Annotated in this window: 16 protein-coding genes and 1 pseudogene; all 17 read right to left on the bottom strand. The window is 64.1% G+C overall.

The window, feature by feature from the left end:
* Positions 1-203 precede the first annotated feature (203 nt).
* A pseudogene (locus JFY56_RS24685) lies at positions 204-1,271 on the bottom strand (PDC sensor domain-containing protein); the annotation flags it as partial.
* 431 nt (positions 1,272-1,702) lie between these two features.
* On the bottom strand, positions 1,703-3,169 hold the full coding sequence (nuoN, locus tag JFY56_RS03165) for an NADH-quinone oxidoreductase subunit NuoN (RefSeq protein WP_208312010.1): 1,467 nt from the start codon (positions 3,167-3,169) through the stop codon (positions 1,703-1,705).
* 7 nt (positions 3,170-3,176) lie between these two features.
* Complete coding sequence (gene nuoM / locus JFY56_RS03160) at positions 3,177-4,706, bottom strand: NADH-quinone oxidoreductase subunit M (protein ID WP_208312009.1); 1,530 nt, start codon at positions 4,704-4,706, stop codon at positions 3,177-3,179.
* Between the two features lie 27 nt (positions 4,707-4,733).
* On the bottom strand, positions 4,734-6,581 hold the full coding sequence (gene nuoL, locus JFY56_RS03155) for an NADH-quinone oxidoreductase subunit L (RefSeq protein WP_208312008.1): 1,848 nt from the start codon (positions 6,579-6,581) through the stop codon (positions 4,734-4,736).
* The gene (gene nuoK / locus JFY56_RS03150) at positions 6,578-6,886 is read right to left on the bottom strand and encodes an NADH-quinone oxidoreductase subunit NuoK (protein WP_208312007.1); all 309 of its coding nucleotides are present in this window, start codon (positions 6,884-6,886) and stop codon (positions 6,578-6,580) included. The genes nuoL and nuoK overlap by 4 nt, the downstream gene beginning before the upstream one ends.
* 4 nt (positions 6,887-6,890) lie before the next feature.
* Positions 6,891-7,391 carry an NADH-quinone oxidoreductase subunit J gene (gene nuoJ, locus JFY56_RS03145; RefSeq protein ID WP_208312006.1) on the bottom strand — a complete coding sequence of 167 codons (501 nt, stop codon included), beginning with the start codon at positions 7,389-7,391 and terminating at the stop codon, positions 6,891-6,893.
* A 13-nt stretch (positions 7,392-7,404) separates the two neighbouring features.
* Positions 7,405-7,953, bottom strand: coding sequence for an NADH-quinone oxidoreductase subunit NuoI (nuoI, locus tag JFY56_RS03140; protein WP_208312005.1), 549 nt, complete (start codon positions 7,951-7,953; stop codon positions 7,405-7,407).
* Between the two features lie 11 nt (positions 7,954-7,964).
* Positions 7,965-8,957, bottom strand: coding sequence for an NADH-quinone oxidoreductase subunit NuoH (nuoH, locus tag JFY56_RS03135; RefSeq protein ID WP_208312004.1), 993 nt, complete (start codon positions 8,955-8,957; stop codon positions 7,965-7,967).
* Entirely contained in the window at positions 8,954-11,668 is a 2,715-nt protein-coding gene (gene nuoG / locus JFY56_RS03130) for an NADH-quinone oxidoreductase subunit NuoG (RefSeq protein ID WP_208312003.1), read from the bottom strand. Before nuoG ends, nuoH begins: the two co-directional genes overlap by 4 nt.
* A gap of 119 nt (positions 11,669-11,787) precedes the next feature.
* Entirely contained in the window at positions 11,788-13,134 is a 1,347-nt protein-coding gene (nuoF, locus tag JFY56_RS03125) for an NADH-quinone oxidoreductase subunit NuoF (RefSeq protein WP_208312002.1), read from the bottom strand.
* Complete coding sequence (gene nuoE, locus JFY56_RS03120) at positions 13,131-13,625, bottom strand: NADH-quinone oxidoreductase subunit NuoE (protein ID WP_408004372.1); 495 nt, start codon at positions 13,623-13,625, stop codon at positions 13,131-13,133. The genes nuoF and nuoE overlap by 4 nt, the downstream gene beginning before the upstream one ends.
* Positions 13,626-13,627: 2 nt before the next feature.
* Positions 13,628-15,409, bottom strand: coding sequence for an NADH-quinone oxidoreductase subunit C/D (nuoC, locus tag JFY56_RS03115; RefSeq protein ID WP_208312001.1), 1,782 nt, complete (start codon positions 15,407-15,409; stop codon positions 13,628-13,630).
* A gap of 56 nt (positions 15,410-15,465) precedes the next feature.
* Positions 15,466-16,143 (bottom strand): NuoB/complex I 20 kDa subunit family protein, encoded by a 678-nt coding sequence (locus tag JFY56_RS03110; protein WP_208312000.1) that lies wholly within the window; start codon positions 16,141-16,143, stop codon positions 15,466-15,468.
* 10 nt (positions 16,144-16,153) lie between these two features.
* Positions 16,154-16,567: an NADH-quinone oxidoreductase subunit A gene (locus JFY56_RS03105; RefSeq protein WP_208311999.1), complete on the bottom strand. Its 414-nt coding sequence runs from the start codon at positions 16,565-16,567 to the stop codon at positions 16,154-16,156.
* Between the two features lie 543 nt (positions 16,568-17,110).
* Positions 17,111-18,706, bottom strand: a complete 1,596-nt coding sequence (locus tag JFY56_RS03100) for an isocitrate lyase (RefSeq protein WP_208311998.1) — start codon at positions 18,704-18,706, stop codon at positions 17,111-17,113.
* Positions 18,707-19,204: 498 nt separating this feature from the next.
* Entirely contained in the window at positions 19,205-20,020 is an 816-nt protein-coding gene (locus JFY56_RS03095; protein ID WP_236032406.1) for a secretin N-terminal domain-containing protein, read from the bottom strand.
* The gene (locus JFY56_RS03090; protein WP_208311997.1) at positions 20,017-20,643 is read right to left on the bottom strand and encodes a DUF7931 domain-containing protein; all 627 of its coding nucleotides are present in this window, start codon (positions 20,641-20,643) and stop codon (positions 20,017-20,019) included. The genes JFY56_RS03095 and JFY56_RS03090 overlap by 4 nt, the downstream gene beginning before the upstream one ends.
* Positions 20,644-20,645 lie beyond the last annotated feature (2 nt).

Below are 20,645 nucleotides of genomic sequence, written 5' to 3'. Positions count from 1 at the left end.
TCGGCGGCCAGGGCGGCGCTGTTGGCGACGTCATGTGCGGTGGCGCTCATTTCCTGCGAGGCGGTGGCGACCTGGTCGATTTCGCGGAACTGCTGGTGCATGCCGGCGCTGGTCTGGCTGGCGACGGACGAGGACTGGTCGGCGGTGGCGCGGGCGTCCTGCACCGAGGCCTTCACGTCGCGGATGATCGGCTGCAGCTTGTCGAGGAAACGGTTGAACCAGCCGGCCAGCTCGCCCAGCTCGTCCTGGCTGGCGGAGTTCAGGCGGCGGGTCAGGTCGCCTTCGCCGCTGGCGATGTCGCGCAGCATGCCGGCCAGGCCGAGGATGGGACGGGTCACGCCGCGGGCAGTCAGCCATACCGCCAGCAGGCCGAGAAGCACGGCCAGCAGTCCGAGGCCCAGTTCGGCGAGGGTGCCCTGGGTGCGCTGCTGGTCGAGCTGCTGTTGCAGGGCGATGGCGGGACCGAGCACGGTTTCCTGGGGGATTTCCAGCATCACGGTCCAGGGCTTGGCTCCGGGAATCGGCTGCAGGGGCTCCAGCACGCGCAGCAGGTCGGCGTGGCGCAGGATGCGTTCCTTGCCGCCGGCGAACGCCTGCATCAGTTCGTTGGCATGTTCCGGATAGACCTGGGCGATCTTCTGGCTCAGGCGGGACTCATCGGCGCTATGGCCGGCCAGCAGTCCGGCCGGGCTGACGATGCTGACGCCGCCCTTGCCGGCATACAGCTCGCCGCTGCCTTGCCGGCTGATTTCCTGCAGCTTGTCCAGGCTGATGTCGACTCCCATCACGCCGACGATCTTGCCGTTCTGCTCCAGCGGGAAGGCGATGCTGGTCATCAGCATCTGGCGTTCGCCGACGTTGTCGAAATAGGGCTCCAGTACGCACGGCTTGCCGCTGCTCATCGGGCAGGTGTACCAGGCGTTGTAGGCGCTGCCGCTGGGGCCGGGGGTGGTGTCGGAGAGTTGCGCTTCGGTCATGGACTCCGATTGCAACTGGCCGGGTACGGCCTGCGCCCAGTAGATCGAGAAGCGGCCCTTGTCGTTGCTGCCGAGGGTCGACTGGCCTTCGAACAAGTTGTCCTTGCCGTCCAGGGCGTTCGGCTCGAAGGCGACGTACAGGCCGAGCAGTTCCGGGTAGGACTCCAGGGCGTTGCGTACCTGGCTGACCAGGTCCTCGCGCAGGTCATAGGCATCGAGGAAGCGCTTTTCCGCCTGGTCGCGCAGGAATATCACCTGGCGGGCGAAACCCTTGCCGTACTGGTAGGTGTCCATGAAATAGCGCTGGATGCGCATGGCCTGGACTTCGCCTTGCGACTGCAGTTGGGCCTGGGCGGAGTCGTCGAGCATGCGGGTGCTGGATTCCTTGACCAGGGCGGTGCTGTGCTGCATGCGGTAGACCGAAAGGCCGACCAGCAGGGAAACCACCCCGAGCAGGCAGAAGCCGGCGAGCAGGGTGATCTTCCATTGAATGGAGAGACGACGCAGGTGCATGGTTGTATGTCCTTGTTATAACTGGAATCGTGGGACATATCGGTTGTCGGCGGCGGCGCAGCGTTCTTGATCCGCGGGCATTTCGATCCGACGAGAGGTGCGAATACGCCGCTGCGTGGCGCAATGGATCGACGAGGCAGGGGGTTGCGCGAAAAGGGGAGGGGAGAAAAGAAAAACCCCGCCGAAGCGGGGTTTCTCGTTGCCTTGCTGGCTCAGCCGGCGGCAGCGACGGCCAGGCCGGAGTGCTGCAGCAGGTCCAGCAGCGGCTGCGGGTAGACGCCGAGGAAGAACGCCGCCAGGGCGATGGCCACCAGCATGATGCCGCCGGCGCGCTGGCCCCAGTTGAACGGCGCGTCGTGGGTCTTCAGGTTCGGCTCGACCAGGAACAGCGTGATCATGACGCGCAGGTAGTAGAACAGGCCGATGGCGCTGCCCAGTACCAGGGTGCCGATCAGCCACCACAGGTGCGATTCGACGCCGGTGGCGATCACGTAGAACTTGCCGATGAAGCCTGCGGTCATCGGGATGCCCGCCAGCGACAGCATCATCACGGTGAGCACGCCGGTCAGCACCGGACGGCGCCAGAACAGGCCGCGGTACTCGAACAGCGCATCGGCATCGCGACCGCTGTACGGGGTCGACATCAGGGTCACCACACCGAAGGCGCCAAGGGAGGTCAGCACGTAGGTGGTCAGGTAGACGCCGACGGCTTCCACGGCCAGGCCCTTGCTCGCGATCAGCGCCACCAGCAGGTAGCCGAAGTGGGCGATCGAGGAGTAGCCGAGCAGACGCTTGAGGTTGCTCTGGGTCAGCGCCAGCAGGTTACCGATCAGGATCGAGGCGATGGCGATGACGCTCAGGGCGATCTGCAGCAGGCTGTTTTCCAGCGCAACCGGGGCGATCTGGAACAGACGCAGCAGCACCACGAACACCGCGACCTTGCTCGCCGTGGCGAGGAACGCCGCTACCGGCGCCGGGGCGCCTTCGTAGACGTCCGGGGTCCACAGGTGGAAGGGCGCCAGCGACAGCTTGAAGCCCAGGCCGACGATCATCATGCCGACGCCGATGACCAGCAGCGGGCTGTGGCTGGTGCCTTCGGCCAGTTGCGCGCCGAGACCGGCGAAGCTCAGGCTGCCGGCTTCGGCGTAGAGCATGGCCATGCCGAACAGCATGAAGGCCGAGCCACCAGCGGACAGCACGGTGTACTTGATGCCCGCTTCCAGGCTGCGCTTGTTGAAGAAGGCATAGGCGACCATGCCGTAGACCGGCACCGACAGCAGCTCCAGGCCGATGAACAGGCTGGCCAGGTTCTGCGCGCTCACCAGCACCAGGCCGCCGGCGGTCGCCAGCAGCAGGAGCAGGTAGAGTTCCTCGCGGTTGCCCGGGTAGCTCTCCATGTAGGCATGCGCGAGGGTCGCGCAGGCGAGGGAGGCAACCAGGATCAACGCCATGTAGAAGCAGGCGAAGTTGTCGACCAGCAGCAGCGGCGTGACTTCCAGCGGGGTGACATTGAGCACCGGGAGGATCGAGATCAGCGCCAGGTTGAGGCCGATGATCGAGAGGGTCGCGGTGAGTGTGTGATGGCGTTTCCAGGCCACGGCCAGCATCACCACCACCAGGGTGGCGCTGGTGATGAGCAGCGGCAGGAGCGCGATGAAGTGTTGGATCGTGAAGGTCATTTCGCGACTACCGTGCTGCAAGGGTGGAATAGGCAGCGTTCAGCCACTGCTGGACGCCATGCATGGTTGCGGCCGAGGTATCGAGCACCGGTTGCGGGTACACGCCGAGCAGGATCAGCAGCACCGCCAGCCCGAGCACCATGCTCAGTTCGCGGTAGTTCAGGCCTGCGACGTCCTTGTCCGAATTGGACGGGCCAAAGTAGGCGCGGTGGATCATGATCAGCGAGTAGACCGAGGCGAACACCAGGCCGAAGGTGGCGATCACGGTGATGGTCGGAACCACCTTGAACGCGCCGATCAGGATCAGGAACTCGCCGACGAAGTTGCCGGTGCCCGGCAGGCCCAGCGACGCGGTGGCGAAGAACAGGCTGACCGCCGGCAGGTACGGCATGCGCGACCACAGGCCGCCCATCTTGCGCATGTCGCGGGTGTGCAGCCGCTCGTAGAGCTGGCCGCACAGGATGAAGAGCGCGGCTGCCGAGAGGCCGTGGGCGATCATCTGGATCACCACGCCCTGCATGGCCTGCGGGCTGCCGGAGTAGATGCCGATGATCACGAAGCCCATGTGCGACACGCTGGAGTAGGCCACCAGGCGCTTGATGTCGGTCTGCGCGAAGGACAGCACGGCGCCGTAGAAGATGCCGATGATGCCGAGCCACATGGCGATCGGCGCGAACTCCGCCGACGCGTTGGGGAACAGCGGCAGGGAGAAGCGGATCAGGCCGTAGGCGGCGGTCTTCAGCAGGATGCCGGCGAGGTCGACGGAACCCGCGGTCGGCGCCTGGGCGTGGGCGTCAGGCAGCCAGGAGTGGACCGGGACCACCGGCGTCTTCACCGCGAAGGCGGCGAAGAAGCCAAGCATCAGCAGCCATTCCACACCCGGGGCGAGTTCGGTCTTCAGCAGCTGGGCGTAGTCGAAGGTCAGCACGCCGGTGCTGTTGTAGTGCACGAACACCAGACCGAGGATCGCCACCAGCATGATCAGGCCGCTGGCCTGGGTGAAGATGAAGAACTTGGTGGCGGCGTAGATGCGGGTGCGCTTGCCGTCTTCCGAGCTGTGACCCCAGAGCGCGATGAGGAAGTACATCGGCACCAGCATCATTTCCCAGAAGAAGAAGAACAGGAACATGTCGATGGCCAGGAACACGCCGATCACACCACCCAGAATCCACAGCAGGTTCAGGTGGAAGAAACCGATGCGGCGCTGGATCTCGTTCCACGAACAGAGAACCGACAGCACGCCGAGCAGGCCGGTGAGGGCGACCATCAGCAGCGACAGGCCGTCCATCGCCAGGTGCACGCTGATGCCGAAGCGCTCGATCCACTGCAGCTTGAACTCGAGAGTCCACTGCGGATCGGCGCCCGGCGTGGGCGCGTACTGGAAGTTCCCCGTGTGCCAGATCCACAGGCTGAGGAACAGGGTCAGGGTCATCGACAGCAGCGCGATCCAGCGGGGCAGGGTCTTGCTGGTGTACTCGGCGATCCAGCAGAGGAAGCCGCCGATAAAGGGGATCAGGATTAGCCAGGGCAGAATCATGACGGGCTCATTCTCTCCGTGAATTCGTTAGGTCAGCAGCAGCGCGCCGAGCAGCAGCGCGGCACCGCCCACCAGGGAAGCGGCGTACCAGCGCAGGCGGCCGTTCTCGGTGAGGCTGAGGAGGTTGTGGCCGCCGCGGGCAGTGAACGGCACCAGGTTCAGGGAACGGTCGACAGGGTCGCGGCGCAGCAGGTGAGAGATCACCAGGAAAGGCTTGACGAACAGCTTGTCGTACACCCAGTCGAAGCCCCACGCATGGAACCACCAGGTACCGAAGAAGCGGCCCGGAGCGCTTTCAGCCACGGCGCTGACGAAGCGACGCTTGCCGAGGAACAGCAGGCCGGCGAGCAGGATGCCGGCGAGGGCGATGGCGCCCGAGGCGATCTCCAGGCTGTGCTTGGCTTCGCCACCGGCATGACCGACGCTTTCCGGCAGTACGCCGGCCAGCGGCGGGGTGATCAGCGCGCCGACGAAGGTGGACAGCACGATCAGGGTCACCAGCGGCAGCCAGTGGGAAATCCCGTGGCCGGCATGCGCTTCGGTCTTCTGCTCGCCGTGGAAGGCGATGAAGATCAGGCGGAAGGTGTAGATCGAGGTCAGGAACGCACCCATCAGGCCGGCGATCAGCAGGTTCTGGTGACCGCTGGCGAAGGCTTCCCAGAGGATCTCGTCCTTCGAGTAGAAGCCGGCGGTCAGCAGCGGCAGGGCGGCCAGGGCGGCGCCACCGACGATGAAGCTCGCGTAGGCCAGCGGCAGCTTCTTCCACAGACCACCCATCTTGAAGATGTTCTGCTCGTGGTGGCAGGCGATGATCACCGCACCGGAAGCAAGGAACAGCAGGGCCTTGAAGAAGGCGTGGGTCATCAGGTGGAAGATCGCGCCACCCCATGCACCGACGCCGAGGGCGAGGAACATGTAGCCGATCTGGCTCATGGTGGAGTAGGCGAGGATACGCTTGATGTCGGTCTGCACCAGGGCGGCGAAGCCGGCGAGCACCAGGGTGACCGCGCCGACGATGCCGACCAGTTCGAGGATGCTCGGCGCCAGTTCGAACAGGCCGTGGCAGCGGGCGATCAGGTAGACGCCCGCGGTCACCATGGTTGCCGCGTGGATCAGCGCGGAGACCGGAGTCGGGCCGGCCATCGCGTCGGCCAGCCAGGTCTGCAGCGGCAGTTGGGCGGACTTGCCGACCGCACCGCCGAGCAGCATCAGGGCCGCCATGTTGATCCAGAAGTCACCCTTGGCGAAGTGCTGCGGAGCCAGGGTCAGCAGTTCCTGGATGTTCAGCGTGCCGAGGTGGGCGAACAGGATGAACAGGCCGATAGCCATGAACACGTCGCCGACGCGGGTGACGATGAAGGCTTTCAGCGCCGCGTTGCCGTTCGGCACGTGCTTGAAGTAGAAGCCGATCAGCAGGTAGCTGCACAGGCCCACGCCTTCCCAACCGAAGTAGAGGAACAGCAGGTTATCGCCGAGCACCAGGAACAGCATGCTGGCGATGAACAGGTTGGTGTAGGCGAAGAAGCGCGAATAGCCCTCTTCACCGCGCATGTACCAGGAGGCGAACAGGTGGATCAGGAAGCCGACGCCGGTGACCACGCCAAGCATGGTGACCGACAGGCCGTCCAGATACAGGGCGAAGTTGGGCGTGAAGCCTTCCACCGCGATCCACTGCCAGAGCACCAGGGTGTAGGCGCCGCCTTCCGGAGGCGCACTGTGGAAGTTCCAGATGGACCAGGCCGCGAAGAGCGCGGAAAGACCGACGGAACCGACACCGACCAGTGCCGAGAGATTTTCCGACCATCTGCCGCGGGAGAAAGACAGCAGCAGGAAGCCGACCAGGGGGAACAGGAATGTCAGGGGCAGGAGGTTCATCCGCGCATCTCGCTTGCTGCGTCGACATCGAGGGTGTGGAAGCGGCGATACAGTTGCAGGAGGATCGCCAGACCGATGCTCGCCTCGGCCGCGGCCAGGCTGAGCACCAGGATGAACATCACCTGGCCGTCAGGCTGCGCCCAGCGGCTGCCGGCGACCACGAAGGCCAGCGCGGCGGCGTTCATCATCACTTCCAGACTCATCAGTACGAACAGGATGTTGCGTCGAACCATCAGGCCGACCAGCCCGAGGCAGAACAGCACGCCGGCCAATGCCAACCCGTGCTCCAGGGGGATTGCATTCATCGTGTTATTCCTTCGCTTCGTGGCGGCCGAGGTGGTAGGCGGCGACCAGCGCAGCCAGCAGCAGCATGGAGGCGAGCTCCACGGCCATCAGATACGGACCGAACAGGCTGATGCCGACGGCCTTGGCGTCCACCGTGGTATGGCCGATGCCGGCGCCGCTCGGGGTGCGCGACAGCACCAGCAGCAGCTCGACCAGCAGCAGCGCGGAAAGCGCGCCGGGACCGATCCAGACGCCGGGCTTGAGCCACTTGCGCTCCTGTTCGGCGATTGCCGGTCCGAGGTTGAGCATCATCACCACGAAAACGAACAGCACCATGATCGCGCCGGCGTAGACGATGATCTCCAGGGCGCCGGCGAACGGGGCGCCGAGGCTGAAGAAGGTCATCGATACGGCGAGCAGCGAGACGATGAGGTAGAGCAGGGCATGCACCGGGTTGCTGTTGGTGATGACCCGCAGGGTTGCCAGCACAGCGACGCCGGCGGCGAAATAGAAGGCGAATTCCATTCCAGGCGACTCCTTACGGCAGCAGGCTTTTGACGTTGATCGGCTCGGCTTCGTTCTGCGCGGTGCCTTTCGGCTTGCCGGCGATGGCCATGCCGGAGACGCGGTAGAAGTTGTAGTCCGGGTTCTTGCCGGGGCCGGAAATCAGCAGGTCTTCCTTCTCGTACACCAGGTCCTGGCGCTTGTACTCGCCCATTTCGAAATCCGGCGTCAGCTGGATCGCGGTGGTCGGGCAAGCCTCTTCACACAGGCCGCAGAAGATGCAGCGGGAGAAGTTGATGCGGAAGAATTCCGGATACCAGCGGCCGTCGTCGGTCTCGGCCTTCTGCAATGAAATGCAGCCGACCGGGCAGGCCACGGCGCAGAGGTTGCAGGCTACGCAACGCTCCTCGCCATCGGGATCGCGGGTCAGGACGATACGGCCACGGTAACGCGGCGGCAGGTACACCGGCTCTTCCGGGTACTGCAGGGTGTCACGCTTGCGGAACGCGTGGCCGAAGATCATCACCAGGCTGCGCAGCTGGGTGAAGGTGCCGTGCACGACTTCGAGAATGTATTTGATCATGGTCTTTCTCCTTACTGGGCCGAGGCCAGCACGAACGCGCCGGTCACCAGCAGGTTGATCAGAGTCAGCGGCAGGCAGAACTTCCAGCTGAAGGCCATCACCTGGTCATAACGCGGACGCGGGATGGAGGCGCGCAGCAGGATGAACATCATGATGAAGAAGCCGGTCTTCAGGGCGAACCAGATGAACGGGATCTGCGGCAGGATGCCGAACGGGCCATGCCAGCCACCGAAGAACAGGGTCACCAGCAGCGCCGACACCAGCACGATGCCGATGTACTCGCCGACGAAGAACATGCCCCATTTCATCCCGGCGTACTCGATGTGGTAGCCGTCGGCCAGTTCCTGCTCCGCTTCCGGCTGGTCGAACGGGTGACGGTGGGTCACGGCGACGCCGGCGATGAAGAAGGTACAGAAGCCGAAGAACTGCGGGATGATGAACCACAGGTGCTGGGCCTGGTACTCGACGATGTCGCGCAGGCTGAACGAACCGACCTGGGCGACGATGCCCATCAGCGACAGGGCCAGGAACACCTCGTAGGAGACGGTCTGGGCCGAGGCGCGCAGGCTGCCGAGGAGGGCGAACTTGTTGTTGCTCGACCATCCGGCGAACAGCACGGCGTACACCGTCAGGCCAGCCATGGCGAAGAAGAACAGGATGCCGATGTTGAGGTCGGCGACGCCCCAGTTCGGAGTGATCGGAATGATCACGAAGGCGATCAGCAGGGCACCCATGGCGATGATGGGTGCCAGGGTGAAGATCATCTTGTCGGCGAACGGCGGGGTCCAGTCTTCCTTGAAGAACATCTTGATCATGTCCGCGCCGAGCTGGAAGGCGCCGAACGGGCCGACCCGGTTGGGACCGTAGCGGTCCTGCCAGAGGCCGAGCAGACGACGCTCGACCCAGCTCAGCAGCGCGCCGCAGACGACCACGGCGAGCAGGATGACGATGGCCTTGACGATCTCGATGAAGATGTCGAGCACAGCGGGTGTCAGCCAGCTCATTGGGCAGCCTCCTGCAGACCTTCAGCGACACAGCCGACAACCGCGGCGGGGATACCTTGCAGGCCGACAGGCAGGGCGACCAGGCCGGCGCCGAGTTCTTCGCTGACGCGCAGCGGCAGGCGCAGCTCCTGGCCCTTGACGGTCAGGCGCAGCATGGCGCCGTCGTTGACGCCGAGGCGGTCGGCTTCTTCCTTGGCCAGGGCGACGTAGGCCTGCGGGATGCGCTCCTGTACCGGCGCGGCGCGGGAGCTGGTCTCCTCGCTGCCGAGCAGGTGATAGAAGGGCACCACCTTGAACTGGCTGGCCGGGGTGTGGAACGGCGCGGGAATCTCGCTGAACCACAGGGTTTCGCCCTTGGCTTCGATCAGGCGCACGCCCGGGTCGCCGGCGCGCAGGTGGCCGCCGACTTCGTCCTGGAACTTGTTCCAGGCCTGCGGGGAGTTCCAGCCCGGGGACCAGGCGAACGGAATCTGCTGACGCGGTTCGGCGCTGCCGGCGTAGCCTTCCATGGAGAAGGCAAACGGCGAGTCCTGGTCCTGCGGTGCACGCGGTTCGCTGACGCTGATGTTGGCGCGCATCGCGGTACGGCCACTGTAGCGGTGCGGTTCACGTGCCAGCTTCAGGCCCTTGATGCGGAAGCTCGCGTTCGGCGCGGCGTCGCGGATGCCGGCCAGTTGCGGCTTGGCGGCGACGACGGCGTCGATCACATGGTCGAGCTGGGTCCAGTCGACACGCTTGCTGTCGATGGTGCTGTGCAGGGCATGCATCCAGCGCCAGCCTTCGCGGACCAGGTTGTCGGCGTTGTAGTAGCTCGGGTCGAACACCTGGAAGAAGCGCTGGGCGCGGCCTTCCTGGCTGACCAGGGTGCCGTCGCCTTCGGCGAAGCTGGCGGCCGGCAGCAGCACGTGGGCCTTGGCGGCGGTAGCGGTCCGTTGGTGGTCTGCGACGATGACGATCTTCGCGGCGGCCAGGGCAGCGTCCACCAGGGCGGCGTCGGCGCGGCGGTACAGGTCGTTCTCCAGCACCACTACGGCATCGGCCTGGCCGGAAGTCAGGCGCTCCAGGGCGGCTTCGACGGACTCGCCACCGAGCAGGGTCAGGCCGAGGCTGTTGGCCTCCGGTACCACCAGGCTGAGAGAGCCGTTCTTCTCACGGTTCTTCAGGGCGCTGGCGATGTTGGCGGCGGCTTCGATCAGGGCGTTGCTGCCCAGCGAGGTGCCGGAAATGACCAGCGGACGCTTGGCGGCGACCAGGGCATCGGCGATGCGCTGGGCCAGTGCGGCGGCTTCCGCGTCGAGGCCGGCAACGGCCGGAGCGCTCGGGTCGATCGCGTGGGCCACGGCGAAGCCGAGGCGGGCCAGGTCTTCCGGGGCGGCGTGCACGCACTCGGCGGCGACGTCGTCCAGGCGGGTGGAATCCAGGCTGGCGATGAACAGCGGGTTCAGCTCGTGCTGGGCGATGGTCTTCACCGCAGCGTCCAGCCAGGGCTGGATCTTCATCGCGGCGGCCATGTCCTCGCCCTTGCCCTTGACCGACTGGCGCAGGGCCAGGGCGATACGGGCAGCGGTCTGGGTCAGGTCTTCGCCGAGGACGAACACCGCATCGTGGTCCTCGATGTCGCGGATCGACGGCACCGGCAGCGGGCCATCCTGCATCACCTTGAGCACCAGGCGCAGGCGTTGCAGTTCGTCGGCGGCGATACCGCTGAAGAAGTTGCCTTCGCCGACCAGCTCGCCGAGGGCGAAGTTGCTTTCCAGGCTGGCGCGCGGCGAGCCGATGCCGATCACCTTGCGGCCTTTCAGCAGGGCGGCGGCCTGGTCGAGGGCGCCGTCGAGGGTCAGCTTCTGCTTGCTCAGTACCAGTTGCGGCTGGCGCGGGCGGTCTTCGCGGTTGACGTAGCCGTAGCCGAAGCGGCCGCGGTCGCACAGGAAGTAGTGGTTCACCGAGCCGTTGTAGCGGTTCTCGATGCGGCGCAGTTCGCCATAGCGTTCACCGGGGCTGATGTTGCAGCCGCTGGAGCAGCCATGGCAGATGCTCGGGGCGAACTGCATGTCCCACTTGCGGTTGTAGCGCTCGGAGTGGGTCTTGTCGGTGAACACGCCGGTCGGGCAGACCTCGGTGAGGTTGCCGGAGAATTCGCTCTCCAGCACGCCGTCCTCGATGCGGCCGAAGTAGACGTTGTCGTGCGCACCGTAGACGCCCAGGTCGGTGCCGCCCGCGTAGTCCTTGTAGTAGCGGACGCAGCGGTAGCAGGCGATGCAGCGGTTCATCTCGTGGGAGATGAACGGGCCGAGGTCCTGGTTCTGGTGGGTGCGCTTGGTGAACCGATAGCGGCGCTTGTTGTGGCCGACCATCGTGGTCATGTCCTGCAGGTGGCAGTGACCGCCTTCCTCGCACACCGGGCAGTCGTGCGGGTGGTTGGTCATCAGCCATTCGACGACGCTGGCGCGGAACTGCTTGGCCTCTTCGTCTTCGATGGAGATCCAAGTGTTGTCGGTGGCGGGAGTCATGCAGGACATGACGAGGCGACCGCGTTTGTCGTTCTCGTCGGTGTACTGCTTGACCGCGCATTGCCGGCAGGCGCCGACGCTACCGAGCGCCGGGTGCCAGCAGAAGTAGGGGATGTCGAGTCCGAGGGACAGACAGGCCTGCAACAGGTTGTCCGCTCCATCGACTTCTAACGTCTTGCCGTCTACGTGGATAGTGGCCATGGGTCAGTTTCTTCGTTGGCCCGCCCGAAGGCGGACTGGCTAATGGAATCACGGGTTTCGCCGGGCGCAATGCAGCCTCGCGGCGAATCGCGGGGAGACTCGCTCCCCGCTTCAACTCATCAGGCGCCGGCGGTTTCTGCTCGCGGCGCTGCCGTGGCCGGACGGGCAACGCCCGCCTCGAACTCGGCACGGAAATACTTCAGGGCACTGCCCAACGGCTCGACGGCTCCCGGGGCGTGGGCACAGAACGTCTTGCCTGGGCCGAGGAAGTTGACGAGCTGCTCGAGGGTCTCGAGGTCGCCGGGTGCGCCTTCGCCACGCTCCAGCGCGCGGAGGATCTTCACGCTCCACGGCAGACCGTCGCGGCATGGGGTACACCAGCCGCAGGACTCGCGGGCGAAGAACTCTTCCATGTTGCGCAGCAGGGAGACCATGTTGATGCTGTCGTCCACCGCCATGGCCAGGCCGGTACCCATACGGGTGCCCACCTTGGCGATACCGGCGGCGAACAGCGGGGCATCCAGGTGTTCCGGCAGGAGGAAGCCGGTGCCGGCGCCGCCGGGCTGCCAGGCCTTCAGCTTGTAGCCGTCGCGCATGCCGCCGGCGTAGTCCTCGAAGACTTCGCGGGCCGGGATGCCGAACGGCAGTTCCCAGATGCCGGGGTTCTTCACCTTGCCGGAGAAGCCGATCAGCTTGGTGCCCATGTCTTCGCTACCCGGACGGGCGAGGCCCTTGTACCAGTCGACGCCGTTGGCGACGATGGCTGGCACGTTGCACAGCGTCTCGACATTGTTCACGCAGGTCGGCTTGCCCCAGACGCCGACGGCGGCGGGGAAGGGCGGCTTGGAGCGCGGGTTGGCGCGGCGGCCTTCCAGCGAGTTGATCAGCGCGGTTTCTTCGCCGCAGATGTAGCGGCCGGCACCGGTGTGGACGAACAGCTCGAAGTCGAAGCCGCTGCCGAGGATGTTCTTGCCGAGCAGGCCGGCGGCCTTGGCTTCATCGATGGCGCGGTTGAGGTTGCGCGCGGCATCGACGTATTCGCCGCGCAGGAAGATGTAGCCGCGGTAGGCCTTCAGGGCGCGCGCGCTGATCAGCATGCCTTCCACCAGCAGGTGCGGCATCTGCTCCATGAGCATGCGGTCCTTCCAGGTGTTCGGCTCCATCTCGTCCGCATTGCACAGCAGGTAGCGGATGCTCAGGGAGTCGTCCTTGGGCATCAGGCCCCACTTCACACCCGTGGGGAAGCCTGCGCCGCCACGGCCCTTGAGGCCGGAGTCCTTGACCTGCTGGACGATGTCGTCGACGGCCATTTCCGCCAGCGCCTTGCGTGCAGCGGCATAGCCGTTCTTCGCCTGGTATTCCTCGAGCCACACCGGCTGGCCGTCGTCGCGCAGGCGCCAGGTCAGCGGATGGGTTTCGGGACTGCGCTGGGCGCGGTTCGGGGTACCGAAGGAGGTAAGGGTCATGCGTAGGCCTCCAGCAGCTTGGCGACACCGGCCGGTTCGAGATTGCCGTGGGTGTCGTCGTCGATCATCAGTGCCGGGGCGTTGTTGCAGTTGCCCAGGCAGCATACCGGCAGCAGGGTGAAGCGGCCGTCGGCGGTGGTCTGGCCGAGGCCGATGCCGAGCTGCTTCTGGATTTCGCCGACTACCGACTCGTGGCCGCCGATGTAGCAGACCATGCTGTCGCAGACACGGATGATGTGGCGGCCAACCGGCTGGCGGAAGATCTGGCTATAGAAGGTAGCCACGCCTTCGACGTCGCTCGCCGGGATGCCGAGGATCTCGCCGATCGCCGGGATGGCGCCGTCCGGCACCCAGCCGCGCTCCTTCTGGACGATCTTCAGCGCTTCGATGGACGCTGCGCGCGAGTCTTCGTAGTGGTGCATTTCGTGCTCGATGGCCGAGCGCTCGGTTTCGCTGAGGGCGAAACGATCTGTCTGGATAATGGTGCTCATGATCAGCGGTCCACGTCAGCCATAACGAAGTCGATGCTGCCCAGATAGGCGATCATGTCGGAGACCATGCTGCCGTTGATCACTGCCGGAATCTGCTGCAGGTGGGCGAAGCTGGGCGTCCGGATGCGGGTCCGGTAGCTCATGGTGCTGCCATCGCTCGTCAGGTAATAGCTGTTGATACCCTTGGTCGCCTCGATCATCTGGAAGGATTCGTTGGCCGGCATGACCGGGCCCCAGGAAACCTGCAGGAAGTGGGTGATCAGGGTCTCGATGTGCTGCAGCGTGCGCTCTTTCGGCGGCGGCGTGGTCAGCGGGTGGTCCGCCTTGTACGGGCCTTCCGGCATGTTGCGCAGGCACTGGTCGATGATGCGGATGCTCTGGCGCATCTCTTCAACGCGGACGATGCAACGGTCATAGGCGTCGCCGTTGTGCGCCAGCGGGACTTCGAACTCGAAGTTCTCGTAGCCGGAATACGGACGCGCTTTGCGCAGGTCGAAGTCGAGACCGGTGGAGCGCAGGCCAGCACCGGTAACGCCCCACTCGAGGGCTTCCTTGGTGTTGTACTTGGCCACGCCGATGGTACGGCCACGCAGGATGCTGTTCTTCAGGGCGGCCTTTTCGTACTCGTCGAGGCGCTTGGGCAGCCAGTCGACGAATTCCTTGACCAGCTTGTCCCAGCCGCGCGGCAGGTCGTGGGCGACGCCACCGATGCGGTACCAGGCCGGGTGCAAGCGGAAGCCGGTGATGGCCTCGATCACCTTGTAGGCGCGCTGGCGGTCGGTGAAGGTGAAGAACACCGGCGTCATGGCGCCGACGTCCTGGATGTAGGTGCCGAGGAACAGCAGGTGACTGGTGATGCGGAAGAACTCGGCCATCATCACGCGGATGAAGTCGACCCGGTCCGGAACCTTGATGCCGGCCAGCTTCTCCACCGAGAGCACGTAGGGCAGGTTGTTCATCACCCCGCCGAGGTAGTCGATACGGTCGGTGTAGGGGATGAAGCTGTGCCAGGACTGGCGCTCGGCCATCTTCTCGGCGCCACGGTGGTGGTAGCCGATTTCCGGCACGCAGTCGACGATCTCTTCGCCATCCAGCTGCATGATGATGCGGAAGGCACCGTGGGCGGACGGGTGGTTCGGGCCGAGGTTGAGGAACATGTAGTCCTCGTTGTCGCCGTGGCGCTTCATGCCCCAGTCTTCGGGTTTGAAGCGCATGGCCTCCTGCTCGAGGTCCTGCTTGGCGGCGGACAGCGAGTAGGGATCGAACTCGGTGGCGCGCGCCGGGTAGTCCTTGCGCAGCGGGTGACCCTGCCAGGTCGGCGGCATCATGATGCGGGTGAGGTGCGGGTGGCCGGCGAAGGTGATGCCGTACATGTCCCACACTTCCCGCTCGTACCAGTTGGCGTTCGGCCAGATACCGGTGGAGGTGGGCAGGTTGAGGTCGCTCTCGGACAAGGCGACCTTGATCATCACGTCACTATTACGCTCCAGCGACATCAGGTGGTAGAACACGCTGAAGTCGGCGGACGGCAAGCCACGGCGATGGGTACGCAGACGCTCGTCGACACCGTGCAGGTCGTAGAGCATCACGTAGGGCTTGGGCACCTGACGGAGGAAGGTCAGGACCTCGATCAGCTTTTCGCGCGGCACCCAGAGCACCGGCATGCCGGTGCGGGTGGCCTGGACGGTGAAGGTCTCGGCGCCAAAGCGGGAATTCAGTTCGACGACCACATCCTGGTCGTCTGCCTTGTAAGGCGGGATGTACAGAGCTGCGTCTGCGGTCATGGTCTCGGTCGCTATCGGTCAACGGGGGAGTGAAAGGCCTCTTGTGGAGGGCCGGATCACACTTCGTCGGGGCTGCGCAGGTTGGTGACCTGGATGCGCTCTGCGCGCTTGAGGTCTTTCTGGGCAGGCATTTCGGCACGGTAGATGCCTTGATCGCCAACCACCCAGGACAACGGACGACGCTCCTGGCCGATGGATTCCTGCAGCAGCATCAGGCCTTGCAGGAATGCCTCCGGACGGGGCGGGCAGCCGGGGATGTAAACGTCCACGGGGAGGAACTTGTCGACCCCCTGAACGACCGAGTAGATGTCATACATGCCGCCGGAGTTGGCGCACGATCCCATCGAGATCACCCACTTGGGCTCCAGCATCTGCTCGTAGAGACGCTGGATGACCGGGGCCATCTTGATGAAGCAGGTGCCAGCGATGACCATGAAGTCAGCCTGGCGCGGCGATGCACGGATCACTTCGGCGCCGAAACGGGCGATGTCGTGCGGCGCGGTGAACGCCGTGGTCATCTCCACGTAGCAGCAGGAAAGGCCGAAGTTGTAGGGCCACAGGGAGTTCTTGCGGCCCCAGTTGACGGCGCCGTTGAGAACATCTTCGAGCTTGCCCATGAAGATGTTCTTGTGCACCTGCCCCTCGACGAGGGGGTCGCCTACCGTTTCGCGCTGACCGATCGGGTACTGATCGTTCGCCGCATCGGGGTCGATCCGGGTAAGTTTGTATTGCATCGCCAAAGCCTCATTGTTTTAGCTTCGCCTGCCGGGTACGACGTGCTTCGGGTGCCCAGTCGAGCGCACCGATACGCCATAGGTAGACAAGACCTGCCAACAGAATTGCTATGAAAATGGTTGCCTCGATCAGGCCGGCCCAGCCGCTTTCACGGACAGACACAGCCCAGGCGAAGAGGAAGAGGGCTTCGACGTCGAAGATCACGAAGAGCATCGCGACCAGATAGAATTTTGCCGACAGTCGCAGGCGGGCGCTGCCGGTGGGGACGATACCGGATTCGAAAGGCTCGTTCTTGCTGCGACCAAATGCCTTGCTGCCAAGCAGGCTGGAAACGCCTAGCATGAAGCCGAGCAGGCCGACAACTCCCAAAAGGAAGGCTGCAAGACCCCAATATTGAGCTGCAAATTCAGCGGGGTTAGGCATGCCGATACTCCTTCCTTTATATAACGATGCTGATTATCTTGGGGCTATCGCCCGGACGCTTGAGCGTTTTGCTGGTTAGCCTGCTAAGCGTTCAATTGATCCTTTCAATTTTATGCCCAAAGCATCCATCAAGTAAATTTTTCTAACACTAACAAGAGCCTCTATTTCAGGCGAAAGACCTTTGCCTGTTCTGTCATATAGGCCCTTTAGGCCGCGTGGCGAGCGGGTTTCAGGCTGTTTTCAGTTGTATGCAATTAGTTCTGTAGAGTTTCGTATATATTAATAAATGATAAGTATTATCATTTACGTTGTCGTGAATTTGTAATTCCGCTACATATATGCGCCGCCCCTGGGGAAGGATAGTGGAGGCGCCAGGGGTTCGCGTCGCGTTCGCTGCAATCGGCGGCAGATTGCCGGGGACGACAGGGCTATCCCGTCTGTGAGGCGGAGGGGCGGGGGTATCGATGAAAACGAAAAGCCCCGGCATGTGCCGGGGCTTTTGCGTTTGCGGCTCGATCTGCGATCGAGTGAGCCGGTTCCCTATCAGTGGAACTGGTTCATGGTGTTGTCTTTACCGCTGGCCTTCAGAGCAGCTTCGCCAGCGAAGTACTCCTTGTGGTTGTCGCCGATGTCGGAGCCAGCCATGTTCTGGTGCTTGACGCAGGCGATGCCCTGACGCAGTTCCTGACGCTGAACGCCTTTCACGTAGGCCAGCATGCCCTGGTCGGCGAAGTAGCCCTTGGCCAGGTTGTCGGTGGACAGGGCCGCGGTGTGGTAGGTCGGCAGGGTGATCAGGTGGTGGAAGATGCCTGCGTGAGCCGAGCCATCGCGCTGGAAGGTGCGGATCTTCTCGTCGGCAACCTGGGCCAGTTCGGTCTCGTCGTACTCGACGCTCATCAGCTTGGCGCGGTCGTAGGCGGAGACGTCCTTGCCTTCGGCGGCGAACGCATCGAACACCTGCTGGCGGAAGTTCAGGGTCCAGTTGAACGACGGGCTGTTGTTGTACACCAGCTTGGCATTCGGGATGACCTGACGGATGCGGTCAACCATGCCCTTGATCTGGCCAACGTGCGGCTTCTCGGTTTCGATCCACAGCAGGTCTGCGCCGTTCTGCAGCGAGGTGATGCAGTCCAGGACGCAGCGGTCTTCGCCGGTGCCCTTGCGGAACTGGAACAGGTTGGAGGCCAGGCGCTTCGGACGCAGCAGCTTGCCGCCGCGGTTGATCACGACGTCGCCGTTGTTCAGGTCGGCAGCGGAAACTTCTTCGCAATCGAGGAAGGAGTTGTACTGGTCGCCCAGGTCGCCCGGCTGCTTGGTTACAGCGATCTGCTTGGTCAGGCCGGCACCCAGGGAGTCGGTGCGGGCAACGATCACGCCATCGTCAACGCCCAGTTCGAGGAAGGCGTAGCGAACAGCGTTGATCTTGGCGAGGAAGTCTTCGTGCGGAACGGTAACCTTGCCGTCCTGGTGGCCGCACTGCTTCTCGTCGGAAACCTGGTTTTCGATCTGGATGCAGCAGGCACCGGCTTCGATCATCTTCTTGGCCAGCAGGTAGGTGGCTTCCGGGTTACCGAAGCCAGCGTCGATGTCGGCGATGATCGGTACTACGTGAGTTTCGTAGCCATCGATCTGAGCCTGGATTTCGTCCTGCTTGGCGCGGTCGCCTGCTTCGCGGGCGGCGTCCAGAGCGGTGAACAGCAGGTCCAGCTCGCGGGCGTCAGCCTGGCGCAGGAAGGTGTAGAGCTCTTCGATCAGGCCGGAAACGGCAGTTTTCTCGTGCATCGACTGGTCGGGCAGCGGGCCGAAGTCGGAACGCAGCGCGGCAACCATCCAGCCGGACAGGTAGAGGTAGCGCTTGTTGGTGGTCTTCAGGTGCTTCTTGATCGAGATCAGCTTCTGCTGACCGATGAAGCCGTGCCAGCAACCCAGCGACTGGGTGTAGACGGAGGAGTCGGCGTCATACTCGGCCATGTCCTTGCGCATGATGGCCGCAGTGTACTTGGCGATGTCCAGACCAGTCTTGAAGCGGTTCTGAGCGCGCATCCGAGCGACAGATTCGGGGTTGATAGCGCTCCAGCTGCTGCCGTGGGTCTCTTTCAGCGCGGCAACGGCCTTGATGTCGTTTTGATAAGCGGACATGGTCAATCCTTCAAAGTATGTGTTTGGTTGAGCACCGACTTACCCACTCAAAAACCTGTGTTGCTAGGGTATTGTTGCGGGTTGCTCGCCGCGGGACGACTTGTTGTCGAACGGCATGAAGGTTTGACGCGGAGGGGGGCGAACAGGCAGATGACTACAGCGGTTTCGTTCGGAATCGCTTGCCGGCTCGTGGCTGCCGTTGGGCGAGATCGGACGGCTGATTACGTCGATCCTACTGATGCGTGAGTTGCTTCCCCGTCCCTCAGGACAAACTTCGTTCCGTTCGCAACCTCATCGTTCCGCCTTGTGGGCTGTAACAACACGGACTGCCTCGGCGGTGGGCCATCGGCGTGTCCGGAGGCCCCGGTGAGGGCCTCTGGTTAGCGGGAGCGAGGCCATCATGCCCTTGGAAAAAAGCTTCGTCAAACGTTTTGTAGTGTTTTTTTGGAGCTACTACACGAAGGTCTAATGCGGACCGGCCGGTCGCGATTCGGGCACTCAGTCGAGCGATTCGACCTTCAGTCGCAGGCTGCTGTCGCTGCTGCCCTGGGTGCTGTAGCGGCGGAGGAAACCGTTCTGATCGGCCTGGCCGCTCTGGCTTGTGCCGCCGATTTCGATCCATTCTCCGAGCCTGCCGCTGACGCGGGTTTCGGCGCTGCTGGTGGTCATTGCGCCCGGGTAGGAGGGATCGAGGCGGTCGTTGCGGGCGCTGAGCGTGACGTGCACCAGGTTGCCGCTCAGCGTGGCGGCGACATAGATGCCCTGGTTGGCATCGCGGTACTGGGTCTGGCTGTAGGTCTCGCCGTATGGCCCTACACCGGCGGTGGTGACCGGTACGCTCTGGCCGATCTGGATCAGGGCAGGCGAGCCTTCGCTTGCCTGGATCTGCTGGAGGCCGCCGCCGCGACTGCTGGTGGAGCGATTGATGATCCGCACCTGGTCGCGCCCCCGGATTTCGCCGCGGCCACTCTGGATCTCGACGTTGCCGGCACTTGCCGAGCCGTCCACCGCATAGCCGCGCTCATCGCGCTGGCTGCTTTCGCCGGTATCGACGCTGATCAGCAGGCGATGGGGGCGGGTGTCGATCTGCTCCAGCACCTGCTGCAGCTCGCGAATCTTCGCCGGCTCCGCATTCACCACCAACTGATTGCCATAAGCGCTTACGCGACCTTCGTTGCCGAGTACCGACTGGACTACCGGCATCACGTCGTCGGCTGTGCGGTAGTTCAGCGGAATGATTTCCGTGCGTGGCGCCGCGCCCGCGCTCAGTGCGAGGCAGCAGGCCAGGGCGGGGAGGAGGTATCGGCCGATCAAAGCAGGAAGCTCCGCAGGTTCGGATCGACGAGGCTGGTGTTCCAGGTCTGGTCGAACAGTGCCTGCAACTGCCTTACCTTGCGCGGCGCGTTGTAGCAGACGTAGCCGACCGGTTTCTGCGGTTCGGGGCGCACCAGCATGCCGGCCGTATCGGCGAGGAGGAAGGCGCAGACTTCGTTGGGATGGTTCGGATTGATCCGGCGGATCTGGAAGTTGCTCGACAGCCGGCGATTGAGGTTCAGCAGGCGATGGCCTTCCTTGATCGCCCGCGACGTTTCGAGAGTGAGGATGCGCAGCTGGTTTCGCGGGTGTTCCAGCAGGAAGCGGGTGCAGGCCTCCTGGATGCTGCTGTGGTGATACAGCCACGACTCCATGTCGGGCGTATACAGACACAGCGTGCGCCGCGCCTGCTGCATGAGCGAGAGTGCATGCGAGCGCGCGCTGTCGGGATGGTCAAAGGGCTGAACGGTATCGTCGCTGCCCAGAACGATTGCCGCCGGCTCCCAGGGTTGCGGAGCTGGCAGTTCGCTTTCCGGGTTGTGGACGGCGAAGCGCCCCGGAGACTGGAACTCGATTTCCGCCAGTCCTGACAGGGGGGTGTCGTGTTCCGGGGCGTCGCTCATCG

Origin of the sequence: Pseudomonas schmalbachii (assembly GCF_017589465.1) — a bacterium.
In the GTDB taxonomy this organism is placed as follows: Bacteria; Pseudomonadota; Gammaproteobacteria; order Pseudomonadales; family Pseudomonadaceae; genus Pseudomonas; species Pseudomonas schmalbachii.
The sequence above is the reverse complement of the archived record's forward strand: the minus strand, read 5'-3'. Positions and strand labels throughout refer to the sequence as shown.